Origin of the sequence: Bradyrhizobium sp. 187 (genome assembly GCF_023101005.1) — a bacterium.
GTDB classification, from domain to species: domain Bacteria; phylum Pseudomonadota; class Alphaproteobacteria; order Rhizobiales; family Xanthobacteraceae; genus Bradyrhizobium; species Bradyrhizobium canariense_D.
Window position 1 is genome coordinate 576,380 of record NZ_CP064694.1, and the last position, 14,670, is coordinate 591,049.

Annotated in this window: 12 protein-coding genes; 3 read left to right on the top strand and 9 right to left on the bottom strand. The window is 58.9% G+C overall.

Annotation, left to right across the window (positions count from 1 at the left end):
- The first annotated feature begins 31 nt into the window (after nucleotides 1-31).
- The 3 genes from IVB19_RS39885 to IVB19_RS39895 are packed head-to-tail and all read left to right on the top strand — an operon-like array spanning nucleotide 32 to nucleotide 4,267.
- The gene (locus IVB19_RS39885) at nucleotides 32-1,072 is read left to right on the top strand and encodes a DGQHR domain-containing protein (RefSeq protein WP_247822100.1); all 1,041 of its coding nucleotides are present in this window, start codon (nucleotides 32-34) and stop codon (nucleotides 1,070-1,072) included.
- Nucleotides 1,065-2,702 (top strand): radical SAM protein, encoded by a 1,638-nt coding sequence (locus IVB19_RS39890; RefSeq protein ID WP_247822101.1) that lies wholly within the window; start codon nucleotides 1,065-1,067, stop codon nucleotides 2,700-2,702. The genes IVB19_RS39885 and IVB19_RS39890 overlap by 8 nt, the downstream gene beginning before the upstream one ends.
- On the top strand, nucleotides 2,699-4,267 hold the full coding sequence (locus IVB19_RS39895) for an ATP-binding protein (RefSeq protein ID WP_247822102.1): 1,569 nt from the start codon (nucleotides 2,699-2,701) through the stop codon (nucleotides 4,265-4,267). Before IVB19_RS39890 ends, IVB19_RS39895 begins: the two co-directional genes overlap by 4 nt.
- 80 nt (nucleotides 4,268-4,347) lie before the next feature.
- On the opposite strand, the gene IVB19_RS39900 is transcribed toward IVB19_RS39895, so the two are convergent.
- From IVB19_RS39900 to panD, 9 genes are all read right to left on the bottom strand, one after another.
- Complete coding sequence (locus IVB19_RS39900; protein WP_247822103.1) at nucleotides 4,348-5,763, bottom strand: DEAD/DEAH box helicase; 1,416 nt, start codon at nucleotides 5,761-5,763, stop codon at nucleotides 4,348-4,350.
- A 16-nt stretch (nucleotides 5,764-5,779) separates the two neighbouring features.
- Nucleotides 5,780-6,166, bottom strand: a complete 387-nt coding sequence (locus tag IVB19_RS39905; RefSeq protein ID WP_247822104.1) for a hypothetical protein — start codon at nucleotides 6,164-6,166, stop codon at nucleotides 5,780-5,782.
- Between the two features lie 53 nt (nucleotides 6,167-6,219).
- On the bottom strand, nucleotides 6,220-7,155 hold the full coding sequence (locus IVB19_RS39910; RefSeq protein ID WP_247822105.1) for a hypothetical protein: 936 nt from the start codon (nucleotides 7,153-7,155) through the stop codon (nucleotides 6,220-6,222).
- 123 nt (nucleotides 7,156-7,278) lie between these two features.
- Nucleotides 7,279-8,379: a hypothetical protein gene (locus IVB19_RS39915; protein ID WP_247822106.1), complete on the bottom strand. Its 1,101-nt coding sequence runs from the start codon at nucleotides 8,377-8,379 to the stop codon at nucleotides 7,279-7,281.
- Nucleotides 8,330-9,418: a ParB/RepB/Spo0J family partition protein gene (locus tag IVB19_RS39920; RefSeq protein ID WP_247822107.1), complete on the bottom strand. Its 1,089-nt coding sequence runs from the start codon at nucleotides 9,416-9,418 to the stop codon at nucleotides 8,330-8,332. Before IVB19_RS39920 ends, IVB19_RS39915 begins: the two co-directional genes overlap by 50 nt.
- A gap of 1,776 nt (nucleotides 9,419-11,194) precedes the next feature.
- Nucleotides 11,195-12,457 carry an adenosylmethionine--8-amino-7-oxononanoate transaminase gene (gene bioA, locus IVB19_RS39925; protein ID WP_247822108.1) on the bottom strand — a complete coding sequence of 421 codons (1,263 nt, stop codon included), beginning with the start codon at nucleotides 12,455-12,457 and terminating at the stop codon, nucleotides 11,195-11,197.
- Complete coding sequence (bioD, locus tag IVB19_RS39930) at nucleotides 12,457-13,089, bottom strand: dethiobiotin synthase (protein ID WP_247822109.1); 633 nt, start codon at nucleotides 13,087-13,089, stop codon at nucleotides 12,457-12,459. Before bioD ends, bioA begins: the two co-directional genes overlap by 1 nt.
- Nucleotides 13,086-14,240: an 8-amino-7-oxononanoate synthase gene (locus IVB19_RS39935; RefSeq protein ID WP_247822110.1), complete on the bottom strand. Its 1,155-nt coding sequence runs from the start codon at nucleotides 14,238-14,240 to the stop codon at nucleotides 13,086-13,088. The genes bioD and IVB19_RS39935 overlap by 4 nt, the downstream gene beginning before the upstream one ends.
- A gap of 28 nt (nucleotides 14,241-14,268) precedes the next feature.
- Nucleotides 14,269-14,664 (bottom strand): aspartate 1-decarboxylase, encoded by a 396-nt coding sequence (panD, locus tag IVB19_RS39940; RefSeq protein WP_247822111.1) that lies wholly within the window; start codon nucleotides 14,662-14,664, stop codon nucleotides 14,269-14,271.
- Nucleotides 14,665-14,670 lie beyond the last annotated feature (6 nt).

Below are 14,670 nucleotides of genomic sequence, written 5' to 3' on the forward strand. Positions count from 1 at the left end.
CGATTGCAAAAGTGCAGCCCAGCGCTGCAAAATGGTTGCCACCTTGGCTGAATCAGTAATCATCAGTTGTTTGAGGGGGAATTCGGCTCATCGCCCCGTTCTCCTCGGGTTCGCGCGTGCCGATCTCCTGTTCCGGTTAAGCTTTGCCGATATTCTGGAGGAGGCTACCGGCCGCGGTTACCAGCGCCCCTTCAACGAACGGCATAGTCAGGACTTCCGCCGCTACATCAAGGAGCCCGCGAGCTCGACGATTCCTTTGACGCTGAACCTTCGCCCGTGTGCTGCGGGCGAGTGGAAACTGATCGAAAGTGACGGGGCCAGCGTAACACTCGAAATCTCGCCTACTGCCGGAAAGATCATGGCGCAGGTGGATTGTCAGCATCGTCTGGGCCATTTGGGCGATCTGCCCATTCTTCTTCCCTTCATGTGCTTCATCGGACTTTCGGAGCGCGAAGAGATGGAAGTGTTCAACGTCATCAACAGCAAGGCCCGCGGACTGAGCACGAGCTTGCTCGACTTTCATGAAGCCCAGCTCGCGCAGGAACTTGCAATCGAGCGTCCTGAACTTTTCATCGCACTGCGGCTGAACAGCACGGACGGCTCGCCGTGGCAAGGGCGTCTCAACCTCGGCGGCAGCGCCACCGCCGGTTTGAAACGTATTGTGTCGCTGCGGATGATGCAGCAGGCTATCAACGATTTCCTCAAGGCCACGCGGTCGAATCCGGCCAGCTCGCCGGATGAGGCGGCACAGGTGGTCCTGGATTTCTGGCAGGCGGTGGCCGCGGTTCTTCCGAACGAGTGGAAGGATACGCGCCACCACATGCTTACCAAGGGTGTCGGCGTTTATGCGCTAATGCATATCGCAGCGGATATCTTCAACGAGTGTCGGCAGGCCGGACGGCCGTGCGACCGGCGCGCGTTCATCGGCGCATTGTCGGATTTCGCCAATACGATCGACTGGTCGACGACCGGCCGTCTCAAGGGGTTTGGCGGACAAGCCGGCGTCAAGGCGGCTGTCGAGCTTGTTCGAGAGGCGCGCAGGTTGTCGCGGTACAAGGTGGTAAATGGCTAACAAGAACATTCTGTTAATCGAGCCGGGATATAAGAACAAGTATCCGCCGCTTGGACTAATGAAGATCGCGCAATATCACGGTCCGCGCGGCAAGCGGGACCGCGTGCGCTTTATCAAGGGTGAAGACCGCTCTGTTCTTTCCCAAGGATGGGATCGCATCTACGTCACAACGCTGTTTTCGTTTGAATACCCCAAGATTGCTCAAACCATCGACTTTGCGATCGAAGTTGCGAATGGACAGACCGACAAAGTCTTCGTCGGAGGCATAGCGGCCTCATTGATGCATGATCGGTTCCGGACCGATCGGCGCTGGCATGGCGTGCGCTTCATCAAGGGTCTGTTGTCCGAGGCTCCTGCCACCGCCCTACAACTCGACGAGTTTTCCGAGGAGTTTTACGCTGATGATACCAGCGGCCTCCCGATCGAGGACCTAGTGCCGGACTACGACATCCTTTCGCAGATCGAGCATGAATATCAATATCCGGTACGCGACGCCTACTTCGCCTACACCTCGCGCGGCTGCATCCGCAAATGCCACTTCTGCGGCGTACCCAAGCTTGAGGGCGCCCAGCGCGATACCGAGTCGCTCACCGGTCTCGTGAATGCGATCGAGAAGCATTACGGTCCAAAGAAGGACCTTATTCTCATGGACAACAACGTGGTGGCATCTCCGCGATTTAAGGAGATCATCGCGGAAATCCGCGACCTCGGTTTCACGCCAGGCGCGAAACTGCTACGGCCCGGAACGCGGGTCCCTGTGCTGCGTCGTGTCGACTTCAACCAAGGTGTCGACGCACGCATCCTGTGCAAGGATCCGATGTATCTGCGGGAGCTGGCCTCAATATGTCTCAAGCCGCTTAGAATCGCCTTCGATCACCTCGGTCTGAAGAAGCCGTACGAGCAGGCTGTCCGATATGCGGCGGAATTCGGCCTCACCGAACTTTCCAACTACATGCTCTACAATTTCCACGATGGGCCGGAAGACCTGTTCGAGCGCATGCGATTGAACGTCACTCTCAACGAAGAACTCGGCGTGAGAATATGGTCGTTTCCCATGCGCTACCAACCGACGGACCGCCCCGACAGGGGCCATGTTGGCGAGAAATGGACACGCTACCAGCTGCGTTCGATGCAGATCGTGCTGCAAGCAACGCACGGCGTGGTCAGCGGGGAGCCCGATTTCTTCAAGCGCGCGTTCGGCGACAAGTTCGAAGACTACGACCGCATCCTCTCGATGCCCCACGACTTCATCTTCAACCGCGACTGGTACGAAAAATTCGACAGGGACGGCAGGCTACATGAGTATCGGGAAGAATTCGCTAAACTGGACGTCGATGGCCGCACCGAACTCATGCGCATGGTGTCATCATGCGATCCGCGAGAATTTGTCTCCCTTGCCGACCAAGCAAGCTCGACCCTGATGAAACGAATTCTCCGCTTCTACATCCCCGTGTCGAAAGACGAGTTGGCGGAGATCTGGGCGAAGCAGAAGGAGTTGCTTCGGAACGCTCCGGTCGATCTGGGTCTGGCCGACGACGAACGCGTTGAGGACGCCGGCCTCGATTCCGAGGAGGAGCCTCTTCCGCCCCCGAAACCGAAGAAGAAGTCGAGAGAAAGGCTTGCCGCGTGACCCAGCAAACCATGGCAAAGGCTGTCGTCCGCGACGCCCGCATCGAGGATGGTCGTCCAAAGATCGAGGAGATCGTCATCGGCAAGGACGTTCTGGAGCTGGTCTCAAGCGCGATGTATGTCGATCCGCTCACGGTATACCGGGAATACGTTCAGAACGCCGCAGACGCGATCGACGACGCGAAAGGACGCGGCGAAATTCCGAAAGGCAGGACCGGACGTGTTGATATTGGCATCGATCAGGCCTCGCGAACCGTTCGGATCAGGGACAATGGCAGCGGAATCGCCTGGAAGGATTTCGCGAGGAAGCTTACGGCTCTCGGAGCCAGCGAAAAGCGGGGATCCGAGGCACGTGGCTTCCGAGGGGTCGGTCGTCTGGCGGGGCTAGGCTATGCACAGGAGCTCGTGTTTCGGTCGCGAACCGACGGTGAAACGCACGTCTCCGAACTCCGGTGGGATTGCCGGGCCCTCAAGGCTTCGCTGCGGGCGGCAGAAGCCGATCACGGCGTCGCAGAGCTTATTCGGGGAATCGTCACGGTGGCGCGGATCGACGCCAAGGGTTATCCCGGGCGCTTCTTCGAAGTCGAAATGAAGGGCGTCATCCGACTTCGCAGCGATCGCATGATGAGTGCGGCGGCCATCGCGGACTATCTGAGCCAGGTCGCACCCCTTCCTTTCTCGCCAGAGTTCAAGTTCGGCAATCAGATCACCGAAGCTCTCCGCGACTTCGTGAGCTTGGGAGAGATCGAGCTGCATGTCGAAGGCGTCGAACCGCAGGTGTTTCGTCCGCATCGAGACGAATTCGCCATCGACGATAAGAGGGCGATCTCATTCGAGGGGTTGGACATCGTCACTGTTCCCGGCATGGACGGCGAGATGGCTGCGATCGCCTGGATCCTCCATCACGAATACGAAGGAGCACTTCCGAACGGCGCTTTGATGAAAGGGCTGCGGCTGAGGTCCGGCAACGTTCAGATCGGCGAACATTCGCTTCTTGAGGAGCTGTTCGCCGAACCGCGGTTCAATGTATGGTCGGTAGGAGAGGTGCACGTCATCGACCGCCGCATCGTGCCCAATGGACGTCGCGACCACTTCGAACAGAACGCACATTTCCACAATCTATTGAATCACCTGGCTCCGACCGCGCGCGATATCTCGCGCCGTTGCCGCACCAGCTCGATTCGCCGGAAATGGCTGAGGGACTTCGAGCTGCAGCGCCAGGCCGCTGCCGATGCCATCAAGATCGTCCGGCAGCGCAGCGTCGGAAAGGCGGAACTGGCGAAGTTCGCCCAGGCAGGCGAGCGGGCCCTTCAGCAAATGGAGAAGATTGCGGCGATGAGCATCTTCGTGCCCGAAGGCATCGAAGGCTCTCAGGCGACGATCGGCCGGCTAAGAAAAAAACTGGAGCGGCTCGTCGGTGAGAATGAGACGGAGATGTCGCCGCTAGCCGCGGTCCCCAAGGCGCAACGCAAGAACTATGAGAAGTTTTTTGAGTTGATCTACAAATGCTCGACCAATCAGATGGCTGCAAAGGCCTTGATCGACCGCATACTCCAGACCTTATAACGGATCGGCCAACCACGAACGAAGAGCCTCTGGAGTAATGGATCTCCGTCTGCTGATTGCGCCGCGACGGCTGCCGACCGTTAGCCCGGCTGTTCTTCGTGCTGTTCAGGCCAGAGAAGAGCCCGGAGGATTTCAGGCTTTTCTAGTGCGAGGTCAGCTCCCGAAACCGTCGGAGCATCCTGCTGGACGAACTGAGCAAGCCTGTGCTTCTGCTCCAAACAGAAATCCACGAACTCGTCGACCGTGTCCTTTGCAAGCAGGAGTATGATCTCACACTCTTCCGTCTGCGAAATGCGGTGGATCCGATCTTGCGATTGAAGGAAGTCGACCAGATTGAACGTGCGATCCAGGTAGATTGCAACGTTCGCCTGCGTTAGTGTCAAGCCTTCGCGGGCCGCGGCCGGGTTCGCGATCATAAGCTTGACGCTAGAGTCTTCCTTGAAGGCGCGGACCGAAGCGTCGCGCTGCGGGCCAGACAGCCCTCCGTGCAGCGAAACCGGACGGTAAGCAGCGTATCGTTCCTCCAAGGTGGCAATATTGGCGACGAACGACGTCCAAACGATAGCCTTTCTTTCGTCTGCGCCACCGAATTTGTCCCCCAGCAGCCCGTCGAGAGCCAGGAATTTACATGGCTCGTCGGTATAGCCGGCATCCAGCATCCCCGGGTTGGAGGCGAGCTGCGCCAGTCGGATCAGCCGCGCCAGAATCGCTTCTGCTTCGCGCAGAATCTGGGAGCCGTCGAGCGATTGCACCCAGATGGCCAGTTCGTTTCGCATTCGGTCGTACAGATCGAGTTGGCGGCCCTCCATCTCCAGGCGCAGTCTTCGAATACGTTTCTTCGGCAGCGTTACGGCATGATCCTTGAGCCTTCTCTTGGAAAGGCCGCCGACCCGCTCCCGCAGGTCGTCGAGACCGGTATATCCACCGCCTTCGCTTTTGTATCTCGCCCGAAATTCCGCAAGCGTCGATCCCAGCGATACGCCGTCGTCCAGGAAATAGAATTGGCTCCAAAGATCCTCCGGCTTGTTGGCGACCGGGGTGCCGGAGAGGATATAGCGGCGTTTCGCGCTAGCCCTCAGTTGATGAATGGCCTCCGTGACACGTGCTTCCGCGGTCTTGATGCGGTGACTTTCGTCGAGCACCAGCGCCATCGGCTTGAATCGGAGCAGCGCCTTAAGCGACGGCAGTTCGGCTCCGACGGCCTCGTAGTTGATGACGTAGAAAGCGGCTTTCAGGCGCGCAAAGGATGAGCGCCGCGCCTTGCGACCGGCGCCGAACACCGCCAGTGGCAGATCGGAGAACTTCCGGATTTCCTCCGCCCAGTTCGTCTTCAGTCCGTTCGGACAGATGATGACCGCGCCTTCCAGTTCGCCGGTGGCGACTTGGGCGGCAATGGCATCTATTAATTGCTTGCTTTTACCGAGGCCCTGCTCGTCGAACAGCGCGGCACGCTCGTTGCTTTGAAGGAACTCCGTCCCGTCGACCTGGTGCTGCATCTGCTCAATCGGTGGCCTACGCGGCATGGCGCCCGTCCCGTAGCAATGCTTCTGGTACATGCATCCTGATGACATGGCCTGCGTTGAGTAGGCCGGCTGCGTTTAGCGCCGCATCGAGTTTGGGCGCCTGCTCGCGGGGAACGGCGACGTAGAGCGCGCAGGGCTTCCAGCCGGCCTTCATTTTTACGGCGCCGAAGATGCGGAGTTGCTCTAGCGTGTGCCGATTGAGAATGTCGGCGGCGGTCTTGGCCTCGGCGAATGCGATGAGAGTACCGTCTGGAGTCGTTCCCCAGGCATCCGGCCTGTGGCGGCCGAGCTTGAAGGGTGCACGCAGCAGATTCCACTTGCCGCCCTGTGGCGCCGTTCCATCGAAGCCGGCGACGACATACCCGTCCGCGTGCATGCGTCGGGCTGCCCACAGAAGCAGGTTTTGATGCGTAAGACCCACGGCGGCGCTCAACGCTTCCGGGCCGCGCGGGCCTTGCGCGGCACCGAGCGGTTGGCAGCGACTCGATCGATATTCTCCAAAACGTCGCCCAACGTCTCTCTGAGTGATTGCAAGATCTGGAGCCGATCCGGGCTCTGACGCGCAGCGATCATTTCGGTGACCGACATGTCGGCCAGCCGCCCACGCGTCCGCTCCATCAGCAGGTAAAACTCGTGTTCGCGCGGATTCCGCTCGGTCAGATAGGCCTCCGCCGCGTCGAAGCCGTCGATCTCCAACAAGCGTACCGCCTCCTTTGCGTCCAGGATCTTCGGCAGCTTTCGGACTTTCATGCCGGTGTCGACCTGTCCGTCCCTCACCCAGCGGGCGAAACGCTCGGGAAGGTCCGGCATCTCTTCCTTGTGCTGCTGAATACGCCCGTTTTTCGAGAACTCCAGAAAATACGAGAACTTGCTGCGATGTTCCGCGTCGGTCGGATCCTTCGCGATCGGGAAATACAGCCGATCCATCAGGTTCGCGGCTTCGATGTGCTGGCGGACGTCGTTCGTGGTCATGCGATAGCGTTCGGCGACCTCGGCTTCGATAAGGCCGCTCTTGACCAGCGCGCGCATTTGCAAGGCTTTTTCGTAAGGCGCCCAACCGCGAACAGATCCGAGATGAATCTCGTTCAGCAGGTCCTGCACTGTGTGCTCAGGCGTGCCCTCTGGGATAATCCAGGCCGGCATTGCGCTGAAAGCCGGATTGTCGGGGTGTTCGTCTTTCGCTGCCCTCAAGGCGACGACGCGGCGGTTACCTTCGGCGACGCTGCGGTCGTGGCGCAGGTAGATCGGCTCCTGCACACCTCCTGACAGGATGATCGAGCGTTTCAGCGACTCGGTGTCTTCCTGGCTCGTGAGCAGCAGCGTGCAGGCTGCATCACCGGCCTGCTGGTCGTCGAGCTGCCTCATGGAGTACCCGACGCGCGGATTCGTCGGATCGAGCCTCACCTGATTGGGGTCGATTTCGACGAGCTCGAGTTCGACGCGGACGCCCTGGATGTTTCGAACGTAAACTGCCATAGCTTCCACTCCTCACTCAAGACCGTCGCAAAGATCGACAAACCGTTCCATCGCTTCACTCAGTTTTCGCACGATTGCTTTCGCACCTCCGCGAGTGTCCTTGCGGACCCGCTGGATGTCGTCCAGCCGCGCGTCGTCGAAAGCTTCGGTCATCTCCACCATCAGCTTGAACAGCGGCGAATTCAGTTCGGGACGATCCTGATTCAGGATCTTCATCGCCGCTTCCCGGCCCTGCTTATCGAACGCGGCAAGCGCGCGCGGATCCGAAACGATGTCCTTGAGTTCGCGCACGTGCGCGCCCTGCGCGATCTTTTCGGTGCCGACCCATTGAACGAAGCTGTCGATGGCCTGCGGAGAGCCCGTAATCCACTCGCGCAGCTCGGGTTTCTTGTAGACTTCGAGGAAATAGCTGAACTTCCGCACGGCCCCCGGGCCGGGAAACGCCAGCAGATATTTGTTCTTCATCGCCTCGAACGCGCGAATATTGTGGTTCACCGCCGTCTTCGAGGTCTTCAGGATTTTCGCGATCTCTTCCTGCACCATGCCGAACTGCGTAAACAGCTGATGGATGTGCCCCGCCTTTTCGAACGGAGACCATTCGTTCTTGCCGCCGACGTGAAGCTCGCCGAGAAGTATCGCGACCTGACGGTCGGTTATATCGGCGGGAAGCACGCGCGCTGGAATCGTGCGCCACGTCGGATCGTCCGGAAAATTCTGGCGAAGCTTCCTGTAAACGACCGTGCGGCAGTTCCCCTCGGCGACGACCATGTTGCTTCGGACGATGATCCGCTCGATCAGCCCCCGGTTCGCCAGCACCGAACGATAGAGGTCCTGCACGTCGGGATCGGACCAGAGGACATCGCGCAGAGCGTCCTGCATCTGCTGTCCGTCCCCGAATTTGCCCACTGCCATGGTGTTGGCCACGCGCGGATTGGTCGGATCGAGGAGGATGTCTTCGGCCGGCAGATTCTGTCCGCGCACCTGGACTTTCACCTTGTCCAACGTGATTTCGTCCACCTGTTCGACGATGACCGTCGCAGCAGGGGCTTTCACTGCGGCCTGACTACGCCTTGCCATTCTTGCTTCCTGTACCGATGCCGGCGACCGCCGCAACGGTGTCAACGACGTCCTTGAGTTCCTTGATAAGCTTTCGGGCCTTCGCTGACTTCTTCAGCAGATCGAGTTCTTGGCGTCCCATCTTAGATAAGGCCTTGGTCAGCGCCTCGACCTTCTTGAGGGTCGGTGAACCCGTCAGCGGATCTTTGTCAGTCAGGACTTTCTTGGCCGCCTTGAAGCCGGATTTCTGCAATGCAGCTGCGGCTTTGGGACTGCCGAGGATCTTGTCCAGGTCCCGTACTTCCGCCCCCTTGATCTTATCGTCAATGAGCAGCTTGGCCAGCACCTTACGGGCGGCGGGGCTTTCGCGGAGCTGCTCGGTATTCTTGTGCTTGACGAATTCGAGTGCGTGACTGAACTTCTTTTCGAGGATATCGGCCCCAGCCCCGTTCTTGACTTGCGGCAACACCTCGTTGATCAGATAGGAATAGGCGTCCAGGTAGTACTGGATCTCCTTGGGCGACATGCGCGTTTCGTCTGCGATCTGTTCGATGGTCCATTTGTGGACCTTGTGCAGCTCGTGGATCTGATCGGCCTGCGCGTAAGGACGCCACACGGTCTTTCCGGCGACGTGATAGGACGCCATCAGCATCGCCATCGCTCGCGCGGGAACCGTCTTCGGCAATCGTGCGATCGGGACGTGTTGCCACTTCCGGTCAGCCCTCGCGCCTTCATGCAACGTCGTGACGGCCGCCGTCCTGGTGTTTCCTTCGACGACATAACCATCATGACTGACGATGATCGGATCGTGCAGTCCTCCGGCCTTCCTGATGGCCTTCTGAAGCCCGTCGTAGCCGGGCTGTTCCTTCACCAGCGCCAGGATGTTCTTCTGATCGTTTCCGCCGCCCCTCCGCTTGAGGAGAAAGCGAATACGGGGATTGTCGGGGTTCAGCTTGAGGGATCCGATCGGGACCGACTGGTGCGTGACCTCGACCTGCTCGCCGGCAATTATCAAGCTAGTTGATGGAGTCTTTCTGGCCATCCTCAGTCCCCGCAGTATCAAATCCGAAGCTAATACTCCGTAGACTAGAGGCATTCCCAAGGTTCCGCAAGAGGCGCCTGTGAGATTCTTTTGCGGTCCGAGAGACCCAGTCAAACCGCTTAAACGGGGCGGGCCCGCCTGATCGGTCCGTGCGGGTCCGCGGGGTGTTTCCGTAGACGTTCAGACCGCAGGGTGAAGCCAGTCCAGGCGGCGAACTCCGCCGTGAGCCAAGCTCTGATTTATCGGATCAAGAATGGATCGGCCCGCGGCCTGGCTTGTTCATGGTGCACAGAATATCGTTTCGATAAACTCCTCACCTGCCCGCTCATCATCATCTTCATTGTCGGCGTCCTCTCATTCGATCACATAGACCTGCCTCGATGATTAAGCCTGCCTATCCTTTCCAGATCGCCCGCATGGAGCGCCTGCGGGAGCTGCTCGCGTCAGTTCGTCGAGCTCTGCGATCACTGCAGAAGTCGCCCCAGCCGCGACGCCGAATGAAAGCCGATCCAAGCGACACGACTACGGCCGGTGCGATCCTCAGAGAAATCCCGGCCGCGCCACCGAGCTTAAGGCCGGACCAATTTCGGTCGTCGTATGGACGGAAATCAGCGTATTTCCGCCGGGGCCCGCATAAGGTGTTCTTGAAAAAGTTGCGCTCAGGATCAACACGTTAGGCGATCTAAAAAAGATGGTGAGCGAACTGAGTGATACCCGCCGCCCCGAGCCGGTCTTTGATGCGCGTTCGGTACTCGCGGCAGCTCTTCGAGGAGCCTCTTTGATCAACTCCGCCTGATTTAGAACCGAGGTCCGCCGGGCGAAAGGCCGATTGACAGCCGAAGGCGGTGGCAAGGCCTATTCAAATGCTTGTGCTGGTCAGCTGGAGCATGCGGATACAATCAACAAGTTCAAGAAGGCCCTCAAATCGTGAGCTGAAGTCGCGTTTGGACGTATGTCAGAAGGCGACGCTCACTTTGTCTTATACCGCAAATGGCATGGAAGACTATGGAAGTGCGCCTACAAGGACAGCCGGTGCGAACACTGAATTAAGCTGAAGAACCGAGTGCACCCGGCATTCAGCCGCGTGATAAGTCAGTTCTGAGGCGCTGCCGGCGCAGCGCCGCCACTAAAGCTCGATCATGATTGCTCGCGGCAGTCCACCGGGCTCCGAATGCGCAGCATCTCATGCCGAAGGATGAGCTGCTGGTGCAAATTGGTCAATCGACATCTCGTGCGTGACTATTCGCCGCGTACCAGATCTGTACAGTGCGAAGCGCTCGCTATAATTCGCAGGCATCAACCTCCTCGTCCGAGAACTTCTCGGAATCAAGCTCCAGCCTGTTCTTCGCCCCTTCCAGCTCCCCGATCAGACGACGTAGTCTTCGAACGTGCTCGACGGGCCGATGTGCTCTCGATCAACTGCTGCAGGTCGCCCGCGAACTAATTATTGCTGACGGTCATTCGCTCGACCATGCTGCAATCCCCATCGCGCTTAAGCCCATCAGAGACGCAACAATAAGCACTAGACTAAGGTAAAGCAGAAGTGACCTGCGGTCAGCACTGGTCCTGCTTCGTGATCGTGCTGGGAGCGTCGGCGGCGGCGGCAAGATCGAAAAATCTGATGCGGACTGACATCAGGAACTACAAGCCATCAAGCCGGCTTGCGCCACCGACATGGTCCGTCACTCCCAAGCTTCATTGGTCAATTCCCAGAAAGTCACGGACTTCATTAACGCAAGCGTGCTTTGTACAGAACCTCTTTCGCCCTTCTTTCTGTGACGAGAATTGCTACGGAGGTGGAGCGCGAGTCCGAACTCGAAAAGCGCGCCTTCAAACCAGCGCATCGGCAGCATCGCTGATGCCAGCGTAGATTTCGTCGAGATCTGCCGCGGTGACGCAATAGGGCGGCATCACGTAGATGGTATTGCCGAGCGGGCGCAGCAGCAGATTTCGGTCGTTAAAGAAAGCCTGAAGCTTCGGACCGATGTCCGCCAAATAGCCGCCATTGCTCGTTTTCAAATCAAGCGCTGTGATGGTCCCGGAACGACGAACGTTTTCAAAGCGCGCGTCGGCGCGGAATGGCTCAATTGCCCGCTCTTGCATGGCGGCGAGCGAAGCGGCGCGCTCGCGGGAGTCCTGATACCACCAAAGATCCAGGTTCGCTTTTGCAGCGGCACAGGCTACCGGATTCGCCGTATATGAACTCGAATGATAGAACGTACGCATACGATCTTTCGAATAATGCGCGTCGAAAATGTGCGCACGGCAGAGCGTAACCGCGAGTGGGAGCGCCCCTCCCGTGAGACCTTTCGAATAGCAAGCGATATCGGGCGTGACATTGGCCTGCTCGCAAGCAAATAGCGATCCGGTGCGGCCCCAGCCCGTCATGACCTCGTCGGCAATGAACAGGACGTCCGACGCCTCGCAGATCCGCTTCATCGCTGTTAGCACCCAGGCTGGGTACATCAGCATCCCGCCCGCCCCCAATATCAGAGGCTCCACAAGAAAGGCGGCTGGCATCTCGTTTCGACACGCGGACTCGAGCGCAGCGAGTGTCGCCTGCTCACGACCTCTCGCGGGGAACGGGATCGAGGTAACATCGAACAGCAGCGGACCGTACGCCGCGTTGAACACGCCTCTGGCACCAACGGACATCGCCCCAACCGTATCGCCGTGGTAGGAATGTTGCATTACGACAATGCGTCTTCGCTGCTGACCGATATTATGCCAATACCCGAGTGCCATCTTCAAGGCGACTTCGACACTGGTAGAGCCACTGTCCGAGAAGAAGACATAGTCGAGACCACGGGGTGCGAGCTTCAAAAGTTGCGCAGCAAGCTCCTCAGCCTGATCGTGGGTATAGCCAGCAAAGATGATCTGATTGAGCTTACCGGCTTGTTCCTGAATGGCGCTTACAATATGTGGATGGCAATGACCGTGCGTTACGACCCACCAGGATGAAATGGCATCGATAATACGGCGCCCATCTGCTGTGTGGAGATAAGCACCATCAGCACGCACGACCTTTGTCATTTCGCCTTGAAGCGCGTGTTGCGTGAACGGATGCCAGATCGGCGACTTTATCTTCGGCATCACAGATTGAAATCATCAGCACGGAATGAGGCTTGGAAGGCGGCCTGCAGCGTGTCTGCCGTGAGGGGAGAAAGCCATGGCAATCGCCCTAGCCAGCGCACCCGCCCCATCTCGCGAATTGCAACCTGAGTCTCAGCATTTCTTTCGCCAATGAAGGCCATCCCAAGAATGCGGATCTCACGTTTTCGGAGAGCCTCTATCGACAGCAGCGAGTGATTGATGGTGCCCAGCGCTGTGCTTGCGCAAAGCACCACTGGAAGCCGCCATCGCTCGAAGACATCAATGTAGAGTGTGTCGCCGCTCAGCGGCACCATCAGCCCGCCCGCGCCCTCGATCACCAATGGCCGCTCCCCGGTATCGGGCACATCGAGCAAATCCGCCTCGATGCGAACTCCGTCAAGTTCGGCAGAATGATGGGGAGAAGCGGGGGTCCGAAGGCGGTAGCGTTCCGGCAGGATGCGATCGGCCGAGAGGCCGCCAAGACAAGAGACGACCTCGGTATCGGTTTCTCCCTCGAGGCCAGCCTGAATCGGCTTCCAATAGTCCGCTCCGAGGAGATTGGCGAGCCCCGCGGAAAACACCGTCTTTCCAATTCCGGTACCTGTGCCCGTCACGACGAGTTTGACACTCATTGAAGCTCGCCTTTCGTCTCATCGATCAAGGCATCGAGCATTGTACGCACGTCGGTCTCCCCCACGTTAAGCGTCAGTGAAATTCGCAACCGGGCCGTGCCCGCCGGGACGGTTGGCGGCCGGATTCCGCGGATATCGAACCCGCGAGCCTGCAATGCAGAGGCGAGCCGCATCGTGCGCGCATTGTCGCCTACGATGCATGGCACGATCTGCGAATCCGAAAGACTTTTCCAACCGCGCTCTCTCATCTCCCGATGCGCGAACGCGACCAGCTTGGTGAGACGCTGCTGTCGCTCGGGTTCCTGCTGCAGGATCAGAATCGCCTCCCTCACGGCGACAGCCATCAGCGGCGATGGCGCGGTCGCGAAGATGAATGGACGGCAACGATTGACCATAAAGTCTCGCAGCACGCCGGACGCAGTGACGAGCGCGCCGGCCGCGCCCAGCGCCTTGCCGCAGGTATGAACGACCAGCAGATTTTCGCGTCCCTCATAGGGCGCGGTGAGTCCTCGTCCCTGCTCGCCGTAAACGCCTGTTGCGTGGGCCTCATCTACCATCAGGAACGCATCATGCCGGTCGGCGAGCGCGACCATATCCTTGAGAGGCGCAAAGTCGCCGTCCATGCTGTAGAGACTTTCGACCACGATCCAGATCCGGCCCATTCCGCCACCGGCCCGCCAGTCACGAATCGCGCTTTCGACCGACTCCGGATCGTTATGCGCGCTTGTCCGAAAGTCGGCCCGGCCAGCTCGCGCGCCTTCATGAATACTCGCGTGCACCAGAGAATCGAGAACGAGCAAATCGCCCCGCTGCGGCAGCGTTGTCAGGACAGCGAAATTTGCAACATAACCGCCGCCAAAGAAAAGCGCTGTCTCTGCCGCAAAGAAACTTGCAGCTTCTGCTTCGAGACGTTCGTGCTCCTCGCAATTGCCGCGCAAAAGCCGCGAGCCGCCGGCACCGATCGGTGTACCGGCCTCGAGCGCATCCAAGACAGCCTTTTTCAAGCGCGGCGCGCTCGCCAGCGCAAGATAGTCGTTCGACGCGAAATCGATCCCCGCGCGCGGCTTGAGGCCGCGCAGCCGGTCGTCGTCTTTCAGGGCGTGCAAGGCTGCGACATAATCGGCAACTTTGGTCGCATGGATTGGATTCATTCTTCACTCGGACAGTATGATCGGTGTCTCAAGGGTTCTGATGGCAGGGAAGAACTTCGGGCCCGCGGCTTCGGCCTGGCAAGATGCGATTGTCTCGGTCGACCAGCACAACGTGCGGCTTGAACGTTTTTGCGTCGGCTTCGTCAAGGGAGGCATATGCAGCGATAATAACTTTGTCTCCGGGCATGGCGAGACGGGCAGCCGCACCATTCAGACCTATGATACCTGACCCTGTAGGCGCTTCGATCACATAGGTGGCAAACCGCGCTCCAGTGTCGATGTTGTAGATTTCAACGCGTTCGTTGATCAAGAATCCCGCAGCATTCAGCAGCGCACGGTCAATCGAAATCGAACCTTCATAGTGCAGGTCGGCTTCGGTGACCGAGGCGCGATGGATTTTGCCTTTCATCAACGTAATCCGCATTTCTCG

Coding starts and splice junctions, on each gene's coding strand:
- IVB19_RS39885 (WP_247822100.1), top strand. CDS start 32: ATGGTTGCCACCTTGGCTGAATCAGTAATCATCAGTTGTTTGAGGGGG.
- IVB19_RS39890 (WP_247822101.1), top strand. CDS start 1,065: ATGGCTAACAAGAACATTCTGTTAATCGAGCCGGGATATAAGAACAAG.
- IVB19_RS39900 (WP_247822103.1), bottom strand. CDS start 5,763: ATGCAGCACCAGGTCGACGGGACGGAGTTCCTTCAAAGCAACGAGCGT.
- IVB19_RS39905 (WP_247822104.1), bottom strand. CDS start 6,166: ATGCACGCGGACGGGTATGTCGTCGCCGGCTTCGATGGAACGGCGCCA.
- IVB19_RS39910 (WP_247822105.1), bottom strand. CDS start 7,155: ATGAGGCAGCTCGACGACCAGCAGGCCGGTGATGCAGCCTGCACGCTG.
- IVB19_RS39920 (WP_247822107.1), bottom strand. CDS start 9,418: ATGCCTCTAGTCTACGGAGTATTAGCTTCGGATTTGATACTGCGGGGA.
- bioA (WP_247822108.1), bottom strand. CDS start 12,457: ATGCCGAAGATAAAGTCGCCGATCTGGCATCCGTTCACGCAACACGCG.
- bioD (WP_247822109.1), bottom strand. CDS start 13,089: ATGAGTGTCAAACTCGTCGTGACGGGCACAGGTACCGGAATTGGAAAG.
- IVB19_RS39935 (WP_247822110.1), bottom strand. CDS start 14,240: ATGAATCCAATCCATGCGACCAAAGTTGCCGATTATGTCGCAGCCTTG.
- panD (WP_247822111.1), bottom strand. CDS start 14,664: ATGCGGATTACGTTGATGAAAGGCAAAATCCATCGCGCCTCGGTCACC.